The following is an 18,578-nucleotide window of genomic DNA, read 5'->3' on the forward strand; positions in this document are numbered from 1 at the left end:
CCGCTGATGTATTCATTTTCAAGGTCCCCCTCGTTCAGTGTCGCAACGACTATGCCAGCTGCGCGGCGCCCTCCGTCGCAACTCCGGGCACGGAGCCCGCACAGCGGGCCGTGTTCACCCAACGGAGCCGGCACGCCCGGCAGCCCTCATTAGAGGCGTTTTGACCTGCTCAACAGAGGTACGAACGGGTCGCCGTCGCAGCCGCCCGCTACAGCTCTTGTAGATTCACCGCGCGACAAGGCGCTCCGAGAATCACTGTTATCGGAACCGAGACAGTGGACCCGGGGCGCGATGCATCGGGTCGTTCACCCCGTCACTCGTCGCTCCGAACAAAGTCGACGCCGGCGCTCGTGGACCCGGTTGTGGAAAAATGTCCCGGAACGGGCTGCCGGCCGCGCAAGACCGTTGAGAGTGTCTGATAGCTCCCTCACAGCTCTCGCAGCAGCAACCCGCACGAGCAGGGCGCTGGTAACTCGTGGCCGTCCTCGAGCGCCCCTAGGGCGTGCTCCCAATCCCGCGTCCACTCGTCAAAGGTGGTGTCCTCCCACCGGGCAGCGGTTGCGAGTCGATCGGCTGCGACGTTACTGCCTGCCGACTGGTGTCCCTTGCGCCAGTGAGCGACGACCGTCTTGTTGCTCGTGACGGCAGCGAGGTCCTCGAGGCATTCGCGGTAGAGCTCGGAGTTCCGCATCGGCTTCGAGAGGACGCCGTCGACGTCCGCGAACGGCAGCATGAGCGCCGCCGCGGTTTCGCTATCAGTGGTGACGTGCACGACATGTCTGTCAGGTACCGCTCGGAGGCCTTCGACGATTGCCCAGAGCTCTGCCTCGTTGTTGTCGATGGCGAACCCCCTGCCTCTTCCATGGGCGAAGTTGCCGGTGTCATCGACCCATGCCCAGGTGTGGCCGCCGCGCCAGTGGCTAGCATCCGTCCAGATCGCTCGAGCCGGTGCGGTCTGATTAAGGATCGGGGTGCCGACGCCTTCACGCTGTACGGCGTTGCGGTCACCTGCCATGACCGTGCACGGGTAGTCGATTCTGCTCGTTCCCGAGTGGAATTAGATTTCCGCAGAATTCTCCTTTCGGGCGTGTCGCCTCGCGTTCCCCACCAACGGCCTGCACCTCGCACCGGGGGAGGATCGACACCTCCCGCGGCACCTGGGACTGCGCGCGGAAGGCGAAGGACGCCGGGATTCCACGCTCGTCGTCTGGGGCGCGGTGCTCTTCCCGTTCGGCCACCTGGCATGGAGCTGCTACCGCGCGACCCTGCACGTCCAGGTCGCTCCGAACCGCGTCCAGGATGTCGGCGACGCGCTGTCCCGGCATCCCCAGACGAGCTGGGTCGCGGCGATCACTGGGTCCGCGAGCATCGCGGCCGCGGTGACGTTCCGTGACTCCCAGAGCTGTTCCGCTACGTCACCGACGAGGCCGGTGCCCTGCTAGGGATCCTGCACGTCGAGATCCTGCCCATCCTGACCCGGCTGAAGCAGGCAGACACATGGGTCGTCGACGGGCGTCTCGCACGCCCGTCAACGGCACGGGTACGGGCTGCGTGACGGGACCCTTCACCCGCCGGAGGTGCTCACCCCGTCGAGTAACGCGAGGTGCTCACTCGAGAGCCCGCGTCGCGCAGGTGAGGTTTTCCACCACAGTTTTGAGGGCGCCGATCAGGTTCGGGCAGCCGGGGCCACTCCTCCCGCCCTACGAGCGCCCCGTGGCGCGGTGGGTGCCGACCATCTGCCGCCGCGACCGCGAGTGGAAGCAGTCGGACGGCCGCCTGTACGGCGAAACGTCGGCCCAGGAGCAAGAGCAGGCCGACCGCCGCTACTGGGCCGTCGGCGCCGAGGTCCGCGCGCAGAAGCACCCGCTCGTCGTCGCCGTTCAGGGCACGGTCGAGTGCGTGTACCAGGTGTCAGGGTGGGTCGGGGAGCAGGGCGAGACCAAGTGCACGGCGCTCAGCAGCGGTGTCTGGCTTCGGGGCGAAGAAGGCCCGGCGCCTCGTCCTTCGTGGATCCCGAGCTGGTGGCCTTCAGAGCTCACGCCCGGACAGCACCTGGATGCACCTTCCCGGCATGGTGCGTACGCACCAGCAAAGGTCACTCCCGATGGAAGCGTCATCCGCGCCACCCGCTGAGCAATGGCCCCGTCGATTTCGGGTGCGATTATGTGTGCTTGTGTACTCGTGTTTTTGAGTGCTTGTGTCTACGATGAGGTATGTCCACGATGAGAACCGCCACGTCCGCGCAGCGGCCAGGCCTGCGCGCCTATGAAGAGTCGGTCGGCCTGCCGTTCCCGGAGATCGTCACCCGCCTGCGAGAGACGCTCGGCGTGAAGCTCGTCGCATACCTAGGCAACGTCGGTTCGACCCGCCCCGTGGCCGGCTGGGCTTCGGGCACGAGCTCGCCCGGCCAGCTCGACGAACTGCGGCTGCGCACGGCGTACCAGATCGCTGGCGTGCTCCGTGAGCGGTACTCCGCCGCGACCACGCAGTCCTGGTTCCAGGGCATGAACCCGGCCCTCGACTACACGGCGCCCGCGCGGCTCCTCCGCGAACAGGAGCCTGCCGACGTTGGTGGTCAGCTGCTCTCGGCTGCGGCGTCCTTCGCCTTCGTCGGATGAGTTCGACCGGAATCCATGTGACCACCGACCCCGGCGTCATCTGGCGGATCGGGCACGCCCCTGACCCCTGGGCCTGGACCCCGTGGGAATATGCCGGCGACAACGGCCTATTCGATGGCCGCTGGGACGACCAGCTCGGCAAGTTTCGGACGATATACACGGCCGAGACCCTCGTCGGCTGCTTCCTCGAGGTCCTCGCCCGCCTTCGTCCCGACGTGCAGCTCGTCCGGGAGCTCGACGCGATCGTCGACGACGACGGCAGCGCACCCCTCTACCCGACCGCCGAAGCCGGCGCCGTCGGGTACGAGTGGCTCGAGGACCGCGTCTGGGCCCGTGGGACGCAGACCGGCGCGTTCTGCTTCATCACGCACTCGGACTCGGTCGCCTACCTTGCCGCGAGCGGTGTGTTCGCCGCTTTTGGCATCGCGGCTGCCGACATTGGCACCGACCTGCTCAAAGACCCGAACCGACGCGACATGACCAGGACGATCGCCCGGAGCATCTACGAGATGCGCGACGACGACGGAGCAGCCTTGTGCGATGGCGTCGAGTTCCGCTCCCGTCATGGCGACGAACTGGGCATGTGGGCGATCTTCGAGCGCTTCGCAGACGGCGACAACGACCGCCCGACACACATCGCACCGGACACACAGGGCACCATTACCCCGGACAACGAAGCCCTTCAGCACGCGTTCGCGACACTTGGGCTGCACTGGCACGACGCGGGCTGAAGCGCTATTACCCCTACGATGCCGCCATGCCCATGCCCCCAGAGCAACGCGCAGCGCAGCGCACTCTCATCGGTCTCTTCCGCGCCGGCAGCTATGTCTGGCTAGACGAGCAACGCGGACTCTGCATGTGGCGCAGTCACGATGCCGGCGAGTGGATGCAGGACGCGGGCGAGCTCGGCACGCACCTCGAAACGCTCGAGATCCCGTACTCGGTCGCGATCGAGACGCAGATCGTCCGGAAGCGCCAGGTGGCCGGCTTCACCGTTCAGGTCGCGCGGAAGGACTTCCCGGCGATCACGCGCTGGGTGCCGTCGTTCCAGAAGTCAATTGACGCCGCCGATGCCCGTTGGGCCGAGAACGAGCCCGCGGCCGACTGACCCGCGACGGCGCGCATGTACTCGCTTCGCCGCACGCCCAGCCATGCACGTAGACGACCGCGGCGATGACAACCAGGGCGGGGTCATGGCGTTGGCGTTGGCTTCTCGCTTTTCGTTCCGGTGATCACGGGCACTGTCTCCCCGTCATCCGCCGGGACGGTCGAGCAACCCGCGAGGCCGAGGGGGAGAAGCGCAGCAGCTGCGGCGAACAAGATGACGGGACGTCGCATGCCGGTCAGTGTAGATCGGCGCGGGCGGTCGCGACGGCACCACCTCCTCGGCGACGTCACCATCACCCCGGCGGCCACCGGCCGTGTGCACGCGCTCACCGAGCAGCACGCTGCGAAGAACGAGCTCTACGTTGAGTGGCCGCACGTCGGCGTTGTCCTGCACAAGCTCCGCGACCTCCCGGGCATGTACTCGATCGGCAGCGAGACCACGTTCGCGTGACAAAACAGCCCCACAGCTTGGTCGGCTGCGGGGGTGTTCTCTTTCCAGGACCCGACGCGCGTCAGATGTCCTCGATGTCGGAGAGACTGAAGTCGGAGATCTGCTCTAACTGCGTGCCCGACACGAAGAACGGGTTGTCATCGCGCCCATCAACCTCGATCATCACGACGTCGCCATCGCGCGTGAGGGTCTTGAAGCGGTCGCCGATGATCAGTGTGAGGTGCCCGTGCATCTCGCGTGTCTCATGCACGGTGTACAAGCCCCGCGCGTCCGCCCTCGCGATCGCATCCGTCGCCGCGTCGGTGAGCTCCTTCGCCTTCTTCGGGCCGAAGCGCTTGTAGAGGTAGGTGCCGCCCACTGTTACGCCGACGCCGACGAACACGAGACTGGTGAGCGCCACACCCTTGACGACGCCGACGCTCTCGCCCTCCGCGAAAATTTTCTCCAGAAGCTCTTCGGGTCCGCCGGCCGCCTTCGCCATCATCGAGAGGTTGACGTACTCGTCCATGTTGCCCAAGGCTGTTCTCCTGTCGAGTCGAGTGAGCAGGAGCCTATAGGCGAGGAACGATCACTCTCGGAGCTCGCCTCAAGCGACGGATCAGATGCATGCCGCACTCGTGATCGTGGCTTCGCCACCGGCGCCGACGCTCGGCGTGTACGAGCTGCCGCTCTTGGTGAAGATGTCGAACGTCGTCGTCTTCCACTGGCCGCGCGCCATGTGCTCGAGTCGCTCACGCCCGATGAGCACGACGTCGCCGTAGGAGTCCTCGAAGGACCACTCGAAGGCGAAACCCTTCTCGCACCCGTTCTCGTCGCCAACCTCAACGGTCCAGCAGTACGACTTCGCCTCGGACACGTTCGTCTCACAGCCCTCGGTCGGCTTCGTCGCCCAGGCGCCGCCGATGAACATCTCGGCGCTGGAGTCCATGCCCTTCGGACGAGAGCTCGTCGTCGTCGCGTCCGTCGTGCTCGCCGAGGTGGCCGAGCAACCCGTGAGAGCGCCAAGCACCAGAGCTGCGCCGATGATGAGGGCTGATCGTTTCACGAACGTCACCCTACGGGTTGGCGTTGCGCTGACCCCCACCGCCGTTCGCGGTACCGCACTCGTAGGCTGCTGCCATGACCGCACCAGTGCCCGTGCCGCGGCAGCCGTTCGATCCCGCCACGCTGTCGGTGCGCGAACTGCTTGCCAGCTACGTCGCGATCCTCGACGAGCTCATGCGCCGCTCGCTCGTCCGGACGCGCAACTCACCGCTCGGTGACCTCGCGGAGAGCCTCGCCGCGCGCGCCTACGGCGGATCGCTCGCGCCGAACTCGGAGAAGAGCTATGACCTCATCGCCGACGATGGCCGGCGGATCCAGGTCAAGGCGCGCACGGTGCGCGCCGACGACAAGCGGAGCCAGAACTTCTCGGCGGTCCGCTCATGGGACTTCGATGCGGCGCTGTTCCTGCTCTTCGACGCTGCGACGTACGACCTGGTGTGGGCGCGCGAGCTCGACCGCGACTTGACGCAGTCGCTCGGTCGTCGAGTCGAGCACACGAACTCGTCCGCGGTGCTCGTCCGTGACGTCGCGCACGCGGGCGCCGACGTGACCGATCTCGTTCGCGCGGCGTACGACCGCATTGACGAGCCGACCGTCTAGGCCGCCTGATGCAATAGGTGCGACTGGGGCCGCGACACTCAGGCTGCTCGTTCGATGGCCGCTGCGAACCGCCTCGCTGCGGTCTCCTGGGGCGGTGCGAACCCGCCGCGACCCATCTGACCGCCTGCCGCCCACGAGCCGGCCACGCTACGGCCAGGCAAGGCCACAGAGGGCCGTCGCGAACGAGCAAGCAGGGGCCGTGACCGGCGGCAGGGCGGAGCCTGACCACGGAGTGACCAGACTTTGGTCGCAAGCCGGCCGCACGGCCCGCAGCGGGCCGAATCCCCGTCGCGAGTGCTCCCGAACCATGAATCGGACCACCGTCTGGTCAGCGGGCGGCCAACAGTCGGTCACTGTGGGGCGACGCGTGCCCGCGGCGTGACCGGCAACTGACCAGCCACGCCCGGCGTCTACGACCTCGGAACGAGGGTCCCACAAGGGCATGAGTGGTGGCGGGAGCCTGGCGCGAAGGATGCGATCGGGGGCCATGCTCAGCCCGCACCAGGAGTGCCGCGCCCGGCGTCGGCCGGCGCTCGTTCGTGCCTCTCTCGGCCTCGGTCCTGGGGCGATGCACGCCTGGTGCGGGATCGCGGTGCAGGGGTAATCGGCCCCCCCCCAGGATGCGAGGGGATCGCGAGGGCGGACGGCCGCGCCCCCGCCCCCGCTGATGAGACGCCGGCGGAGACGGAGAACACCTCGTGCTCGAGGCAGAGGGAGCCCGAGCTCGGCGGAGCCTGATGATGCGAGAGCGTCCCCCCGGGGCTACGCCCCGTCGGCATCGAAGGCAGCACCGCTCGGGCCTGGCGGCCCTCCCGGATCCTCCGGTGCTTCGCGACCGAGAGGGCGAACGCGGCCAAAGCCTGACGCTCGGAGCGCGCGACGACGATCGCGGAGCGAACCAAGGGGATCGGCGTTCCGGTCGAACTCTGCATCGAGCGCACCGGCCGGACAACCTACTGACGTGGGGAACGAGAACACGGCTCCGAGCTACTCCATCGCGAGTTGTGTGGTCGAGACCGGGCATCGGCTAGTCGCGACGCCCGACCAGGACGGCGTTGACAGCAACGCGCTTCGGCGAGCAGGACGCGCGCTCCTTACCGCCGAGATCGCCGGATTTGGCCCAATCGGCCCAGGCGTTGAGAAAAAGAAGAATGGTCAAGGCCTCGAAATCCGGTTGCGGTTCTACGATGCGGATGAGCTCGCGCACGTCGACCGCATGCGCGATGAGGTCGAGGAAGCCGTGGGTCTCAGCATCGGTGGCTGGCCATGGGCGATCCAGTTCGCCCTCGACGTCATCGATGCTGGCGGGGGCTGGCTTGGCAGCGGATTGGAGTGGCCGACCGTCCGACCGTCCCGGCATCTCGACTTTCTTCCGAATCTGATCGACCGCCGTTGCCTGGTGCAGGACCGCGGACTGCTGCAGGTTCTTGGGCGACGTCTGCGCTATCGGATCGGGGTTGATCACAGGTGGGGCGAGTCCGATGTCTTCTGGTGGACAACAGTCCAGACCGAAGCTTGGATCGCACGCACCATCGTTGGGAACGAACACCAGTCGCTCGACCACGTGCACCGCCGCCAGTTCAACGGCGTGGTTCAGGAGCTCTTACCGTTGCCCGGTACATCGGTTGATCCCCTGCGCAATTCGCCAGACGACTGGGGCTTCGTCGACCTCGTCGACGATCCCATAACAATCGTCTCCATCGGCCCCGCCACCGGTGGGCAAACAGCGGTGGACGTTCGCAAGAGACTCGGAAGGGCGGGCGACCAGCTCCAGACCCGAACCCGTCGCGTCACGTCGGAATGGGGCGTGGACGATCCGGGCGTGCCGTACGCAGACGCCTTGGAAACACTCGCAGCGGAGCGACACGCTCGCAGGGAATGCGACGTCGTCCTCCTGTTCCGCGGCGGCTTCTCCAGCTCCGCCCCACTGACATCCGCATCGAGCCGCCGGATACTGGACGCGGCCCAGATCCTTGTATCGCAAGGCATTGAGGTGGTCATTGCGCTCGGTCATGGAACGACCAGTGTTCATGGACTGGCTGGTCGAGCGCCAGCGGTAGGTGTCTTCGAGGCGATCACCCCGACGGCCGGCGCAGCGTGGATCGTGCGGGAACACGTGAACAATCGCCTGGTAAGTGCAGTCCTGGACGATGGCCAGCCTCTCGATCCGTGACCTCCTTGCGAGGCACGCAGTGTGCCAATCCGTGTTGCGCGGGACTCGCGGCAGCAGAAACGCAGCGCGGCGACGGATTCAAGCATTTCGATGGCTACTGCGGCAGCGGTCCCTTCATGACCGAGATGCTCGCTGAGCTTGGCACGAGCGGCCTCCCGAAGACGATCGTCGCGACGGCGGAGTCGCATCTCGAGCTGCACTACCTCGAGATGCTGCACATCGCCAAGGCCCGACGAGACGGTGTCCGTGTCGGTAACAGCAACTTCGGTGGTCCGCGACCGTTTCCGAACCTGTAAGGGGCGTTATTTGAGGTCGCCCCGGCCGTGATGTGTGTGGCCGACGACCCGAATACTCGACTTATCGCGTGTTCTGGTCGACGCGTTCGACGCCAGTATGGAGCGATCTTCGCGCCATCGAGGACCTGTCCCGCCCGTTCCCGTCGTGTGGCTCCACAGTGGAGAGCTGTGCCAGACGAACTCGAAGTCACTCACCAAGGCTCGGAAGCCCACCAGCAATCACTCGAAGCGGCCACGCTCGTGACGACTTACACACCACGAGACCTGGCGGCTGAGCTCGGCTACGCGAATGAGTCCCGGCCGGGGGAGCCGCGCGGGAGCACCACCAAAAGCGCCACCCCCGAACACACCGGGCCCTTGGTGATCGACGAGGCGCACGCCGACGACGTGCGTGAACGTGCGTGAGGTAGCTGAGCGCTGTTACGACAGGTCGAGGTAGCGCAGCGCGTACCCGTCGGGCACCGTGCCGCTGTCGCCGAAGTAGTGGAAGAAGATCTCGGTGGCTTCGTCGGCGCCGAACACCTCGGCCGGGTGCACCGGGTGGTCGGTTCCTGCGACGTTCACCGTCTCGGTGAGTGGCTCGTCCACGTCGTGCTCGCGTCCGACGACGTAGTGGCGGAGCTCGCCGTTCTCGACGCGCTGGATCTCGATGCTCATGCGCTCGGCGCTGCCGCCGGCTTGGATGTACCGGCTGTTCCAGTCGTGGTCTGAGTAGCCGGGGGCGTCGGGCCAGCCGGCCGAGTCCGGGACGTACCAGAGCTGGTAGGCCCAGTCCTCGTGGTTGTCCAGCTGACCGAGGTTGAACCGGATCTGCTCCCGGTACGGCCGGAACGCGTCGGTCAGTCGCATGCTGGACTCGGAGTTGGTGGTCATGACGAACATCAGTGTCAGGGTACTTTCTGCTCGATGACCTCAGTGATCTTGATGATCCTGCCGTTGAGGGTCGCGATGGCGGGGTTGCTGGGGCTGACCGCGCCATCGAACGCGCGTTGCTCTGCGTTGCGGGACGCGGCGCCGCTCTTGATCTCGATGCCGACGTATGTGCCGTCCGGTTTCTTCGCCAGGCCGTCGTACACGCGGCCGTTCGAGACGCCGTCGACTCGGGCCTTGACCTTCGTCGTGTCGACTTCCGTACCGAGTCTCTTCTCGACTTGCTTGATGCCCTGTGCTTCCTTCTCGGCGGCGTCGACGCGAGCCTTGGAGTTGTCCTGCGACCGGTACTTGCCGTCCTTGCTGCGGCCGCCGTGCTTGTCGTGGGGCTCTTTCGCGCGCCGAGCCTTCTCGGCTTCCGAGGCATGGTCGGTGCGGTACGGGGTGTTCCGGTCATCGGTCATCGCATGGATACCGAGCTGACCGCCGCCGGTGGCGGCCATGCCAGCACCTGCGGCGATGACGCCGGCCCCGGCGATGTTCAGCGGCACACCGCCGATGGCACCGACGCCGGTGAGGTCAAGAGCCCCGCCGCCGACCTCCATCGCACTGCCACCGGCCATCATGGCGATTCCGCCGAGGAGCTCGAGTACCTCGTCGGGATGGTTGGTCATCGCATTGCCGAGTGAGGCGAAGATGTTGCCCGCGGTCGCCGCAGCATCTTGAACATGCGGCCACATCGCTTCGGCTTCCGCGCCCAGGACCGCACCGCCCACGCCGACGACGGCCTTGGTGGTGTTCCAAGCGTCCTCGAACCAGTTGTCGCGATCGGCCTTGGCACCCGTGCTGGAGACCTGCGCCGCGGTGTGGACCGGGTGAGCATTGACCGATGAGGGGCTGATCGCATCGACCTGTGCGGCGATGGCGTTCATCGTGCTGGTGACGTTGTCGTTGTGGGCCTGGACCCGGACACGCAGCCCGACCTCTTCCGTCACCAGCGCGGGAACCTGCTGCCAATTCTCGACCACGGTACCGACGGCGCCGAGCAGGTCACCCCGCGCAGCCTGCTTTGCTGCTTCCGCAGCGACTCGGCCAGGAGCGGAGGCGTGGAACTGCTCGATCTGCCGCACCAAGACGTCGTGATCGTGCTTGAGGTCCTCGATGCGGTTCGCTGCGATCGAGGCGACTTGCAGGAACTCGTCGGCGGCTGTCTGGATCTGCTTTGCCTTCTGGAGCGCCGGGCCCATCAGCGGAGCGAGGGCCGGCTGCAGTGCATCTGACGTGAACACCGCCGGGAGCCCCGACCAGGTGATGGAGCCGCTGGTCGCAGCCGACAACACGCCTTCGGCGGCAGCCGAGAACCGTTGAGCCGCTGACCGCAGCGAATCGGCGTCATCCGCGACGTCGATCACGTCGGCGGCATTCAGCGCACCAGCAAGGACGCTCACGGGCTGAGCTTCCGCGCCGCCATGGCAATCGAGGAGTCGGTGCTCGCGACCGCGTGGGCGGCGGTCGTGAGCGACGCGCCGAGACTCGTCATGCGGGTTCCGACATCGTCCGCGTTGCCGCGGAACCTTTCGGCGAGGCGCTGCATCGCACCCGCAAGCTGCGGCGTCGAGACGGCACTCGCTGCGCTGGCCAGCGCCGTGTCAGCGTCTGCAGCGTGCTCGTCGCTCGATGAACTGTGCACGTGCATCTCGCGGATGAGCGCGCAGAGTCCGCTTTCGTCGAGCCGGAGCTCCCCGGCCATGGCACCCCCCGTTCCTGGGCCAACGTGTTGCAGAGGCAACCATAAGCCGAAGACGTGTCGGACGCACCTGTCGCGAGCGCGAGGTGAGTGGTGGGAAGGGGTGCGGGGATCTCCGCGACCGAAACGCTTGCAGCACGAGATCGCAGGTCACCCTCGGGTGTCAACGGTCTTCCGCCGCAGCGTTGGCGACGCGTACGACCAACCCATCACAACTGATCGGCTACCGGTCGATGCGTGCGAGCCAATCGCGGACCAGGGCGGCAGTGACCTCCGGTTGCTCGAGGTGCGTGTTGTGCCCAGCTGCGTCGAGGACGACGAAGCTCCCTCTCGGGTAGTGGTCCCGGAGTGCGAGCCCGTCCTCGTAGCCGACGACGTCGTCCTGCCGACCGAACAGATGCAGGGCCGGCGCGGTGAACAGTTCCGGATGGCGCTCTTCCGGCACGGCGTCCAGCGCGTAGTCGGCGGCGATGCGGTCCATCACAGCAGGGTCGGCGCCACGGAGACCAGGCAGCACGTACCGCTCGAACGCTGTGAACGCGGCGGCGTCCTGGATGACGCTGACCTCCTCGAACGCTGCTCGCGCGTCGCCAGCGGCTTCGAGGACGGACGGTTCGGTGTGCAGCACTATGCGTTCCGGGACGGCGCGGTCGGCGTGTGCTGGCTGCACGACGCCAGCCAGGGTCGCGACACCGAGGACGCGGTCTCGGCGTTCGTGGGCGACGTGTCGGGCGATCATGCCCCCGAAGGAGTTCCCGATGACGGCGAAGGGCTCGTCGCCGAGGTGGTCGTCGATCTCGGCGAGTACCTCGTCGGCCACGTCGACCGCACTCTTCGCGGTCGCGGTCGCCGCGGCGGCTTCGGCCCACGGCAGGTCGAGGAACACCATCCGCCACGGCAGATCCTGCACCGCGTCCGCCAGCGGCAGCATGATCCGGTGGTCGACACCGAACCCGTGGATGGCGACGAGCGGACGACCAGAACCGAGAACGCGCGCAATCACCAGGTAAGCCTACGAGCAGCCCGAACCGAGAGCTGATCCATCGCCGGACCGCCCGCCGGGTCACGGCGGCGACGACGCAGTTCGGGTGGAAGTCGTGATCAGTACCGGCCGCGGCGACGCGCGACGGCGAGAAGCCCGAGCGCACCAGTGCCGAGGACGACCAGGGCGACTCCGACCCAGGCGGAGGCGGTGAAGAGGATGGCGAACCCTCCTGTTGTGACGATGTGCGGGGTGACCGACCGACCGTTCTCGTTCTCGTGGACCGCTGCCGATCGGTGATCGTCGTGGACCCCTACTCTCCGCGATCGGGGTACGCATCACCTGCTCGCTTTTCGTCACGATCCCGCCGTTGCTGCTCCGTTTTCCGAACCTGCTCCCACGGCGACGTTGGATCGGGGGACAAGATCCGGCTTGCAGAGCCCTTGTCTGGGAACTCGATGAAGGATTCCGTCGGCGCGTGACTTCCGTCTGGGGTGCCCCGTCTCATCCGTGAACAGCAACCGCTGGGAACGCCCGGCGGGACGAACGGAAGGAAACGACATGGCTGACACCACGACCCCCAACACCATCAGCAGCACCCGTTCCGCCGGCACCCACGCCGCGGGCTCGACTCCGTCGGGCAAGACCACGATCGACGACACCGTGGTCGAGAAGGTCGCCGGCATCGCCGCACGCGAGGTCAACGGCGTGCACTCGCTCGGCTCGGGCGCTGCCCGTGCGATCGGTGCGATCCGCGACGCGATCGGTCAGCGTGACTTCGGTCAGGGCGTCAAGGTCGAGGTCGGCGAGAAGCAGGTCGCCGCGGACGTGGTGATCGTCGCCGAGTACCCGGTGTCGCTGCAGCAGGTCGCCGACGGCGTGCGTTCGTCGGTCGCCCGTGCGCTGACCCAGATCGTCGGCATGGAGGTCGCCGAGGTCAACGTGACCGTCCAGGACGTCTTCATCCCGGGCGACGACAACGACGACGAGAAGAAGGAGTCGCGCGTTGAGTAACACGCTGACCGGCGCCCTCATCGGGGCCATCCTCGCCGTCGTCGCACTCCAGTTCGGTTTCTGGGGCTTCGTCCTGGTGATCGTGTTCGGCGCGATCGGTGCCCTCGTGGCCGCGATCTCGTCCGGCAAGATCGACCGTGGTGCCCTGACCGACGTGCTGACCGGACGTCGGAGCTCCCGGTGACCGGCGGCCCGGACGTGCCGGGCCGCGTGGAGATCTCCGCTCGCGCGCTGAACTCGCTGGCGCGGGCCGTCGCAGCCGAACGGCTCGGCGCGCCCGCCCGGCGGGTCCGCGTGCAGCTCGGTGACCACGCGGGCGCCGTCGCACTGCAGGTCACCGGCCCGATCCGTGCGCAGCAGGACGTCCTCGGCTCGGCCGTCGCCGTCGCCGAACGCGTTCGCGAGCGGGTCGGCGAGCTGTCCGGCCGTCGGGTCGGCAGCGCCCACATCGAACTCACCGGCATCGTGCACGAGCGCGACGGCCGGGTCCGGTAAGAGGAGGAAGACATGAGCACGACTTCGCTCGAACGACGCATCCAGCGTCGGAGCATCCACCGGTCACGGTCGGGTGCCGTCGCGGTGGCGCTCGTCGTCCTGACGCTGGTCGCGGCCTGGATCGGCACGGAGTCGGTCCTCAGGGCAGTCGGTTCCGCGCCGCTGCTCGCGGACCCGCAGACCGTCGTCGACGCGGCCCTCAAGCCCGACGGCGCGTTCGTGGCGATCGCCGAGGCGATCGCGGTCGTGCTCGTCGTCCTGGGCGTCGTGCTCATCGTCCTGGCGCTGAAGCCCGGTCGGCAGCCGCGATCCGCGGTCCCGCACGACCGGGGTGCCGTCGTGATCGACACCGCCATCCTCGCCTCGACCGCCGCGAACGCCGCCGCCCTGGCTGCGGGGCTGCCCGAGGAGCACGCGAAGGCGTCGGCCCGTGGCCGTTCGTCGGAGGTGCGGCTCGTGCCCCTGTCCGGGATCCCCGTCGACCAGGCCGCGGTCCGGTCGGCGGTCGAGGAGCGGCTCGGCCGCCTCGACACCCGGTTCGGCAAGCGCGTCACGGTCCGCGTGGAGCAGAAGGGAACCCTCGCATGACCAAGAGCAACCGCACCCTGAACAGGATCATCCTGCTCGTCCTCGGGCTGGTCGCCGTGATCATCGGCCTCGCCGTCGGCGCGGGCGTCCTGCCCGCGGTCCGCGATGCCCTCGCGCCGTACCTGACGTTCCCGTCGAAGGTCACCGTCCCGGCGGCGTCGCTGTGGATCGTCGCCGGCGCCTGCGTCCTCGTGATCGTCCTGGCGCTGCTGTGGGTGTTCACCCGCGGCCGAGGCGGCACGAGCGTCGCGGTCCGCGAACGCTCCGGCGACGACGAGGTGACGATCAACGTCGCGCTCGTCCGTGACGTCATCGACCACGAGCTCGATGGTGTCCGCGACGTCGTCGGCGCGAAGGTCGACACGTTCCTGGTCAAGCGCCAACGCGCCGCCCGGATCCGCGTCAGCGTCCGTCGCGGTGGCGACGCGGTGAGTGTCATCGACGCCGTCGACCACGCCATCGGCGTCCTGGACCGCACGCTCGGCCGGCAGGTGCCGGTCCTGGTCCACCTCACCGGCGGCACCCGCGCCGTCCTCGCCAAGTCGACCCGGGTGCAGTAGACCCGGCCGGCTGCACGACGAGAGCAGACCCCGGGAGGCGCACCGCGCCTCCCGGCAGCACCACCGACCACCAACCGGGCTGACGCCCGAACGAGCGAGAGGAGCCCGTCATGGGTCTCGACGACAAGATCAAGAACGCCGCCCAGGACCTCGCAGGCAAGGCCAAGGAGGCCGTCGGCAAGGCGACCGATGACGACCAGAAGGTCGCCGAGGGTCAGAAGGACCAGGCCGCGGCCAGCGCCAAGAAGGCCGGCGAGGACGTCAAGGACGTCTTCAAGTAACCCGTCTCGGACCCGGACGCCGCCCGCCCACGGTGGGCGGCGTCCGTCGTCCCGGAGCAAGGAGGAAGTCATGCAGCACGACCCGAACGCGAGGACGCAGATCATCGAGGTGCCCCTGCCCGAGGAGCTCACCGAGCCCCTGCCCGCGGACGCCTCGCCCGTCACCATCGCTGCGCGGACGGCCGCCGAGACCGCCCTCGGCGTCCACGGTGTGCACCACCTCGGCAACCTCCTGGCCCGCGCCGCCGACACGGTCCGCGCCCGGTTCGGCCGTTCCGCCGGGACGACCGGGGTGCAGGTCGACGAGACCGACGGCGAGCTCGACGTCGTCGTCTCGATCGTCGTGGAGTACCCCGAGCCCGTGGTCCGGGTCGCCGACGAGGTCCGCCGACAGGTGCGTGAGGCGGTTGCGCAGCTGAACTTCGACGTCGTCTCGGTCGACGTGCGCGTGCTCGACGTCCACGGACCCTTCGACGATGAGCCCAGCGCCCTCGACAGGGCGGTCGAGTCCGGGAAGGACGCGGTGGACCGGGTCCGCACCGCGGCTTCCGAGGCCGCTGCTCACGTCGAGGAGAGCGCGGCCGACGCCGCCGAACGGGCTCGCGATGCCGCGTCCCGCGCGGTCGACCGTGCCGGTGACGCCACGGACGCCGCGCGCGAGGCCGTGGCCGACGCCACGGATCGAGTCCGCGACGGCGCCGCCGAGGCCGCAGACCGTGCCCGGGACGGTGCCGATCGTGCTCGTGAAGCCGCTTCCGCCGCGGGCGATGACGCGACCGAGGCCGCGGGTGCTGCGCTGGACGCCGCTGTGGACGAGCGTGCCGCAGAAGCGCTCCGGGAGGATGCCGAGTCCCACGGCGAGGCCCGGAACTGACCTCGTCCCGCGGGGCGGTCCACGTCGGCACACCGCGGCGGTCGGCCTCCGGTGTGGACGGGTCCGATCCGACAGAAGCGCCCCTGGCTCCCGCCGGGGGCGCTTCTGTGTCCGGGAGAGGGACTCACCGCGTGGGCCGGCGATCGGCGATCGTCGGTCGGCGTGCGGTGGCTCGAGACCCGATGCCTCGGTGGGTCGTTCCGCCACTGCGGTAGGTTCCTGCCGTGCGGAGTGACCACCCCGAGGAGACCGCGCCCATGGCCGGGAGGCACGGCATCCTCCGCCCCGTCCGTCGCGGCACCGGACGGGTCGGCTCCACCGCCCTGAGTGGCCCGTCAGGAGCACTCGCTGCTCGGAGACCGCGAGGTGCCCGCCTGGCACCCCGACCGGTCGCGCCGGACCGGCGCCCACGGCGATCCGGCGCCGCCTCGGGAAGTGGTGCGCGCCTCCTGGCCGTCCGACGGCCGGCCGCGCAGCGATGCCGCGCCGAGCGTGCCGACGCACCCGCGCGGAGCGTGTCCTGACGGGGTGACCACGCGCCTCCGACGGGCCGCAGCCCAGCCCGTCGCGGCCCGATCTCGACGGAGGGTCTTGCGCTCGGAGCACTGGGCGTGCATCATCTGTATCGATACACTTCTGTATCGATACAGATGCTCGCAACGCCGAGTTTCTGCGATCACCGTCGATCACGAGGACGCACCGTGGCTCCCTCCCGTTACTTCGCCGACCCGGCCCTCCTGGTGGTCGACGGCGTCTTCCACCTGTACCCGACGACGGACGGCGAGCCGGACTGGGGCGCCGACGCGTTCCGGGTGTTCACCTCCACCGACCTGCTCCGCTGGGACGACCGCGGCGAGGTCCTCCGGCTCGGCACCGACGTCCGGTGGGCGTCGAGCCGGGCGTGGGCGCCCGCGGCCCACGTCGCCGGTGACCGCTACCTGCTGTACTTCTCGGCCGAGGACAACATCGGGGTGGCGTCCGCGCCGACTCCGCTGGGGCCGTTCGAGGACGCCGGTGAGCCGATCGTCCCGGCGGGCCGGTACCCCGGGCGGGCGATCGACCCGTCCGTCTTCGTCGACCACGACGGGACGACCTACCTGCTCTGGGGGAACGGTGCCGCGAACATCGCGCGGCTCGCCGACGACGGGCTGAGCATCGTCGAGGACTCGGTCGTCACGTGGCAGATCCCGTCCTTCCGCGAGGCGGCGCACCTCCACCGGCGCGGCGACCGCTACTACCTGAGCTGGTCCGAGAACGACACCAGAGACCCGGACTACCGGGTGCGGTGGGCGTCCGGACCATCGGCGCACGGCCCGTGGACCGACGGCGGCGTCCTGCTCGAGCAGTCGCCGACGGACGGCGTGTTCGCGACCGGTCACCACACGATCCTCCGTCTGCCCGGTTCCGACGACTGGATCATCGCCTACCACCGCTTCGCCGTCCCGGACGGTGACGGGTTCCACCGGGAGATCGTCATCGACGAACTCCGCCACGCGGACGACCGCTCCCTCGTCCCGGTCACGCCGTCACGCCGAGCGATCGAGCTCGTCTGACGTCCTGCTCCAGCCCCGAACACCACACGAAAGAGAGATGCAGCAATGACGCTCGTCCACCGCACACACCCCCGCCGCCGGGCGCTCCGGCGGAGCATCACGGCGATGCTCGCCGTCGGCGCCGTCACCGCGGCCCTGACCGGCTGCTCCGCCGGGAGCAGCGCCGACTCCGGCTCGAAGACCGTCACCTTCCTGTCGTGGGACAACGCCGCGACGATGAAGCCGGTCGTCGCAGCGTTCGAGAAGGCCAACCCCGGGTACACGGCGAACCTGTCCTACGCGCCCCCGGTCCCGCAGTACATCCAGAAGCTCCAGACCTTGCTCGGCTCGGGCACCGCACCGGACGTCTTCATCATCACTGCGGAGAACAAGACGCAGATCATGAACGGCGGCTTCGCGAAGGACCTCAGCAAGAAGTCCTGGACCGGCAACCTCGCCGACGCGGCGAAGGCCACCTACACGAAGGACGGCAAGCTCTACGGTGCCGCGACGTCGTCGTGGGGCGGCGGCCTGCTCGTGAACAAGCAGCTGCTCGCGAAGGTCGGCGTGACCTCGGCCCCGGCCACGTGGGACGACTTCCTCGCGCTCTGCAAGAAGCTCAAGGCAGCCGGGATCACCCCGTTCTACGAGGGCGGCGACGGCATGCCGGTGTCGCTCGCGGCCCTCGTCGGCGCGGAGAACGCCTCCCTCGGCGGGAAGATGGACGACCAGATCTGGTCCGGGAAGACCACGTTCGAGAAGACGTGGACGCCGAGCGTGAAGGCGTGGAGCGAGCTCTTCGACCAGGGGCTGGAGTCGCGGAGCGTCGCCGGTCTCACCGGTGACCAGGTGACGCAGCAGTTCGAGCAGGGCAAGGTCGCCATGATCGGGACCGGGTCGTGGGCGCTCGGCGGGATCCAGCAGTCCGCGCCGGACCTCGACCTCGAGTACTGGCCGGTGCCGACCCCCGACGGCACGGCGTACTGGGCGGGTGCCGTGGCCCCCGGCTACGCGATCAACGCGAAGGCGAAGGATCCGGTCGCCGCGGAGAAGTTCGTCTCGTTCCTGCAGAGCAAGGAGGGCGTGGAGGTCTTCCAGAAGCAGACGGCCGCGATCACGACGACCGCCGACTTCCAACCGAAGCTCGACGCCTCGCTGGACCAGATGACCTCGGCCGTGCGGAAGGGCGACTTCTACCTGCCCGCCGTCAGCTGGCCAGACCACAGCGACGTGATGTCGACGCAGGCGACCGCACTCCTGCAGCAGCTGATCGCCGGCAAGATCTCGCCGAAGGACGTGACCGAAGGACTCGACCAGAAACTGCAGAGCGTCAAGTAGCCGACCGC

Annotated in this window: 25 protein-coding genes; 18 read left to right on the forward strand and 7 right to left on the reverse strand. The window is 68.4% G+C overall.

Annotated elements, in window-relative coordinates:
- Positions 1-427: 427 nt before the first annotated feature.
- Entirely contained in the window at positions 428-1,015 is a 588-nt protein-coding gene (locus ACIQUC_RS15295; protein ID WP_402268576.1) for a ribonuclease HI, read from the reverse strand.
- 698 nt (positions 1,016-1,713) lie between these two features.
- Here ACIQUC_RS15295 and ACIQUC_RS15300 point away from each other — a divergent pair.
- The 5 genes from ACIQUC_RS15300 to ACIQUC_RS15320 all read left to right on the forward strand — a co-directional run bounded on the left by ACIQUC_RS15300 (position 1,714) and on the right by ACIQUC_RS15320 (position 4,176).
- Positions 1,714-2,133 (forward strand): hypothetical protein, encoded by a 420-nt coding sequence (locus ACIQUC_RS15300; RefSeq protein ID WP_402268579.1) that lies wholly within the window; start codon positions 1,714-1,716, stop codon positions 2,131-2,133.
- Positions 2,134-2,213: 80 nt separating this feature from the next.
- On the forward strand, positions 2,214-2,618 hold the full coding sequence (locus ACIQUC_RS15305; protein WP_258377395.1) for a hypothetical protein: 405 nt from the start codon (positions 2,214-2,216) through the stop codon (positions 2,616-2,618).
- Positions 2,615-3,349 (forward strand): RES domain-containing protein, encoded by a 735-nt coding sequence (locus tag ACIQUC_RS15310; RefSeq protein ID WP_402268582.1) that lies wholly within the window; start codon positions 2,615-2,617, stop codon positions 3,347-3,349. Before ACIQUC_RS15305 ends, ACIQUC_RS15310 begins: the two co-directional genes overlap by 4 nt.
- A 26-nt stretch (positions 3,350-3,375) precedes the next feature.
- Entirely contained in the window at positions 3,376-3,726 is a 351-nt protein-coding gene (locus ACIQUC_RS15315) for a hypothetical protein (RefSeq protein WP_402268585.1), read from the forward strand.
- Positions 3,727-3,939: 213 nt separating this feature from the next.
- Positions 3,940-4,176 carry a hypothetical protein gene (locus ACIQUC_RS15320; protein ID WP_402268588.1) on the forward strand — a complete coding sequence of 79 codons (237 nt, stop codon included), beginning with the start codon at positions 3,940-3,942 and terminating at the stop codon, positions 4,174-4,176.
- A 61-nt stretch (positions 4,177-4,237) separates the two neighbouring features.
- Here the strand turns inward: ACIQUC_RS15320 and ACIQUC_RS15325 are convergent, their stop codons facing one another.
- Positions 4,238-4,684, reverse strand: coding sequence for a hypothetical protein (locus ACIQUC_RS15325; RefSeq protein ID WP_402268589.1), 447 nt, complete (start codon positions 4,682-4,684; stop codon positions 4,238-4,240).
- Between the two features lie 90 nt (positions 4,685-4,774).
- The gene (locus ACIQUC_RS15330) at positions 4,775-5,221 is read right to left on the reverse strand and encodes a hypothetical protein (RefSeq protein WP_402268592.1); all 447 of its coding nucleotides are present in this window, start codon (positions 5,219-5,221) and stop codon (positions 4,775-4,777) included.
- Positions 5,222-5,295: 74 nt separating this feature from the next.
- Here ACIQUC_RS15330 and ACIQUC_RS15335 point away from each other — a divergent pair, with 74 nt between their 5' ends.
- From ACIQUC_RS15335 to ACIQUC_RS15350, 4 genes are all read left to right on the forward strand, one after another.
- Positions 5,296-5,820 (forward strand): DUF6998 domain-containing protein, encoded by a 525-nt coding sequence (locus ACIQUC_RS15335; protein WP_402268595.1) that lies wholly within the window; start codon positions 5,296-5,298, stop codon positions 5,818-5,820.
- 961 nt (positions 5,821-6,781) lie between these two features.
- A complete protein-coding gene (locus tag ACIQUC_RS15340; protein ID WP_402268599.1) occupies positions 6,782-7,993 on the forward strand; it encodes a hypothetical protein in 1,212 nt (403 codons plus the stop codon).
- Positions 7,990-8,289 (forward strand): hypothetical protein, encoded by a 300-nt coding sequence (locus ACIQUC_RS15345; RefSeq protein WP_402268602.1) that lies wholly within the window; start codon positions 7,990-7,992, stop codon positions 8,287-8,289. Before ACIQUC_RS15340 ends, ACIQUC_RS15345 begins: the two co-directional genes overlap by 4 nt.
- 168 nt (positions 8,290-8,457) lie before the next feature.
- The gene (locus tag ACIQUC_RS15350) at positions 8,458-8,694 is read left to right on the forward strand and encodes a hypothetical protein (protein ID WP_402268604.1); all 237 of its coding nucleotides are present in this window, start codon (positions 8,458-8,460) and stop codon (positions 8,692-8,694) included.
- A gap of 15 nt (positions 8,695-8,709) precedes the next feature.
- On the opposite strand, the gene ACIQUC_RS15355 is transcribed toward ACIQUC_RS15350, so the two are convergent.
- The 4 genes from ACIQUC_RS15355 to ACIQUC_RS15370 form a co-directional block, all read right to left on the reverse strand.
- Positions 8,710-9,171: a hypothetical protein gene (locus ACIQUC_RS15355; RefSeq protein WP_402268606.1), complete on the reverse strand. Its 462-nt coding sequence runs from the start codon at positions 9,169-9,171 to the stop codon at positions 8,710-8,712.
- Positions 9,172-9,176: 5 nt separating this feature from the next.
- Positions 9,177-10,607 (reverse strand): hypothetical protein, encoded by a 1,431-nt coding sequence (locus ACIQUC_RS15360; protein ID WP_402268609.1) that lies wholly within the window; start codon positions 10,605-10,607, stop codon positions 9,177-9,179.
- The gene (locus ACIQUC_RS15365) at positions 10,604-10,909 is read right to left on the reverse strand and encodes a hypothetical protein (protein ID WP_402268611.1); all 306 of its coding nucleotides are present in this window, start codon (positions 10,907-10,909) and stop codon (positions 10,604-10,606) included. Before ACIQUC_RS15365 ends, ACIQUC_RS15360 begins: the two co-directional genes overlap by 4 nt.
- Positions 10,910-11,129: 220 nt before the next feature.
- Positions 11,130-11,909 (reverse strand): alpha/beta fold hydrolase, encoded by a 780-nt coding sequence (locus ACIQUC_RS15370; protein WP_402268614.1) that lies wholly within the window; start codon positions 11,907-11,909, stop codon positions 11,130-11,132.
- Between the two features lie 540 nt (positions 11,910-12,449).
- Between ACIQUC_RS15370 and ACIQUC_RS15375 the strand changes: the two genes are divergently transcribed.
- The 9 genes from ACIQUC_RS15375 to ACIQUC_RS15415 all read left to right on the forward strand — a co-directional run bounded on the left by ACIQUC_RS15375 (position 12,450) and on the right by ACIQUC_RS15415 (position 18,570).
- Entirely contained in the window at positions 12,450-12,902 is a 453-nt protein-coding gene (locus ACIQUC_RS15375; RefSeq protein ID WP_402268616.1) for an Asp23/Gls24 family envelope stress response protein, read from the forward strand.
- Positions 12,895-13,086: a DUF2273 domain-containing protein gene (locus ACIQUC_RS15380; protein ID WP_022907639.1), complete on the forward strand. Its 192-nt coding sequence runs from the start codon at positions 12,895-12,897 to the stop codon at positions 13,084-13,086. The genes ACIQUC_RS15375 and ACIQUC_RS15380 overlap by 8 nt, the downstream gene beginning before the upstream one ends.
- The gene (locus ACIQUC_RS15385; protein ID WP_402268619.1) at positions 13,083-13,397 is read left to right on the forward strand and encodes a hypothetical protein; all 315 of its coding nucleotides are present in this window, start codon (positions 13,083-13,085) and stop codon (positions 13,395-13,397) included. Before ACIQUC_RS15380 ends, ACIQUC_RS15385 begins: the two co-directional genes overlap by 4 nt.
- Before the next feature lie 12 nt (positions 13,398-13,409).
- Positions 13,410-13,985, forward strand: coding sequence for a DUF6286 domain-containing protein (locus ACIQUC_RS15390; RefSeq protein ID WP_402268622.1), 576 nt, complete (start codon positions 13,410-13,412; stop codon positions 13,983-13,985).
- On the forward strand, positions 13,982-14,545 hold the full coding sequence (locus tag ACIQUC_RS15395; protein WP_022907642.1) for an ABC transporter permease: 564 nt from the start codon (positions 13,982-13,984) through the stop codon (positions 14,543-14,545). Before ACIQUC_RS15390 ends, ACIQUC_RS15395 begins: the two co-directional genes overlap by 4 nt.
- A 110-nt stretch (positions 14,546-14,655) precedes the next feature.
- Positions 14,656-14,826: a CsbD family protein gene (locus tag ACIQUC_RS15400; RefSeq protein WP_402268624.1), complete on the forward strand. Its 171-nt coding sequence runs from the start codon at positions 14,656-14,658 to the stop codon at positions 14,824-14,826.
- A 70-nt stretch (positions 14,827-14,896) separates the two neighbouring features.
- Positions 14,897-15,700, forward strand: coding sequence for an Asp23/Gls24 family envelope stress response protein (locus ACIQUC_RS15405; protein WP_402268627.1), 804 nt, complete (start codon positions 14,897-14,899; stop codon positions 15,698-15,700).
- Between the two features lie 701 nt (positions 15,701-16,401).
- Entirely contained in the window at positions 16,402-17,253 is an 852-nt protein-coding gene (locus ACIQUC_RS15410; protein WP_402268630.1) for a family 43 glycosylhydrolase, read from the forward strand.
- A gap of 45 nt (positions 17,254-17,298) precedes the next feature.
- On the forward strand, positions 17,299-18,570 hold the full coding sequence (locus ACIQUC_RS15415) for an ABC transporter substrate-binding protein (protein ID WP_402268633.1): 1,272 nt from the start codon (positions 17,299-17,301) through the stop codon (positions 18,568-18,570).
- Positions 18,571-18,578 lie beyond the last annotated feature (8 nt).

It is taken from the genome of Curtobacterium sp. NPDC098951 (genome assembly GCF_044759965.1).
Lineage (GTDB): Bacteria > Actinomycetota > Actinomycetes > Actinomycetales > Microbacteriaceae > Curtobacterium.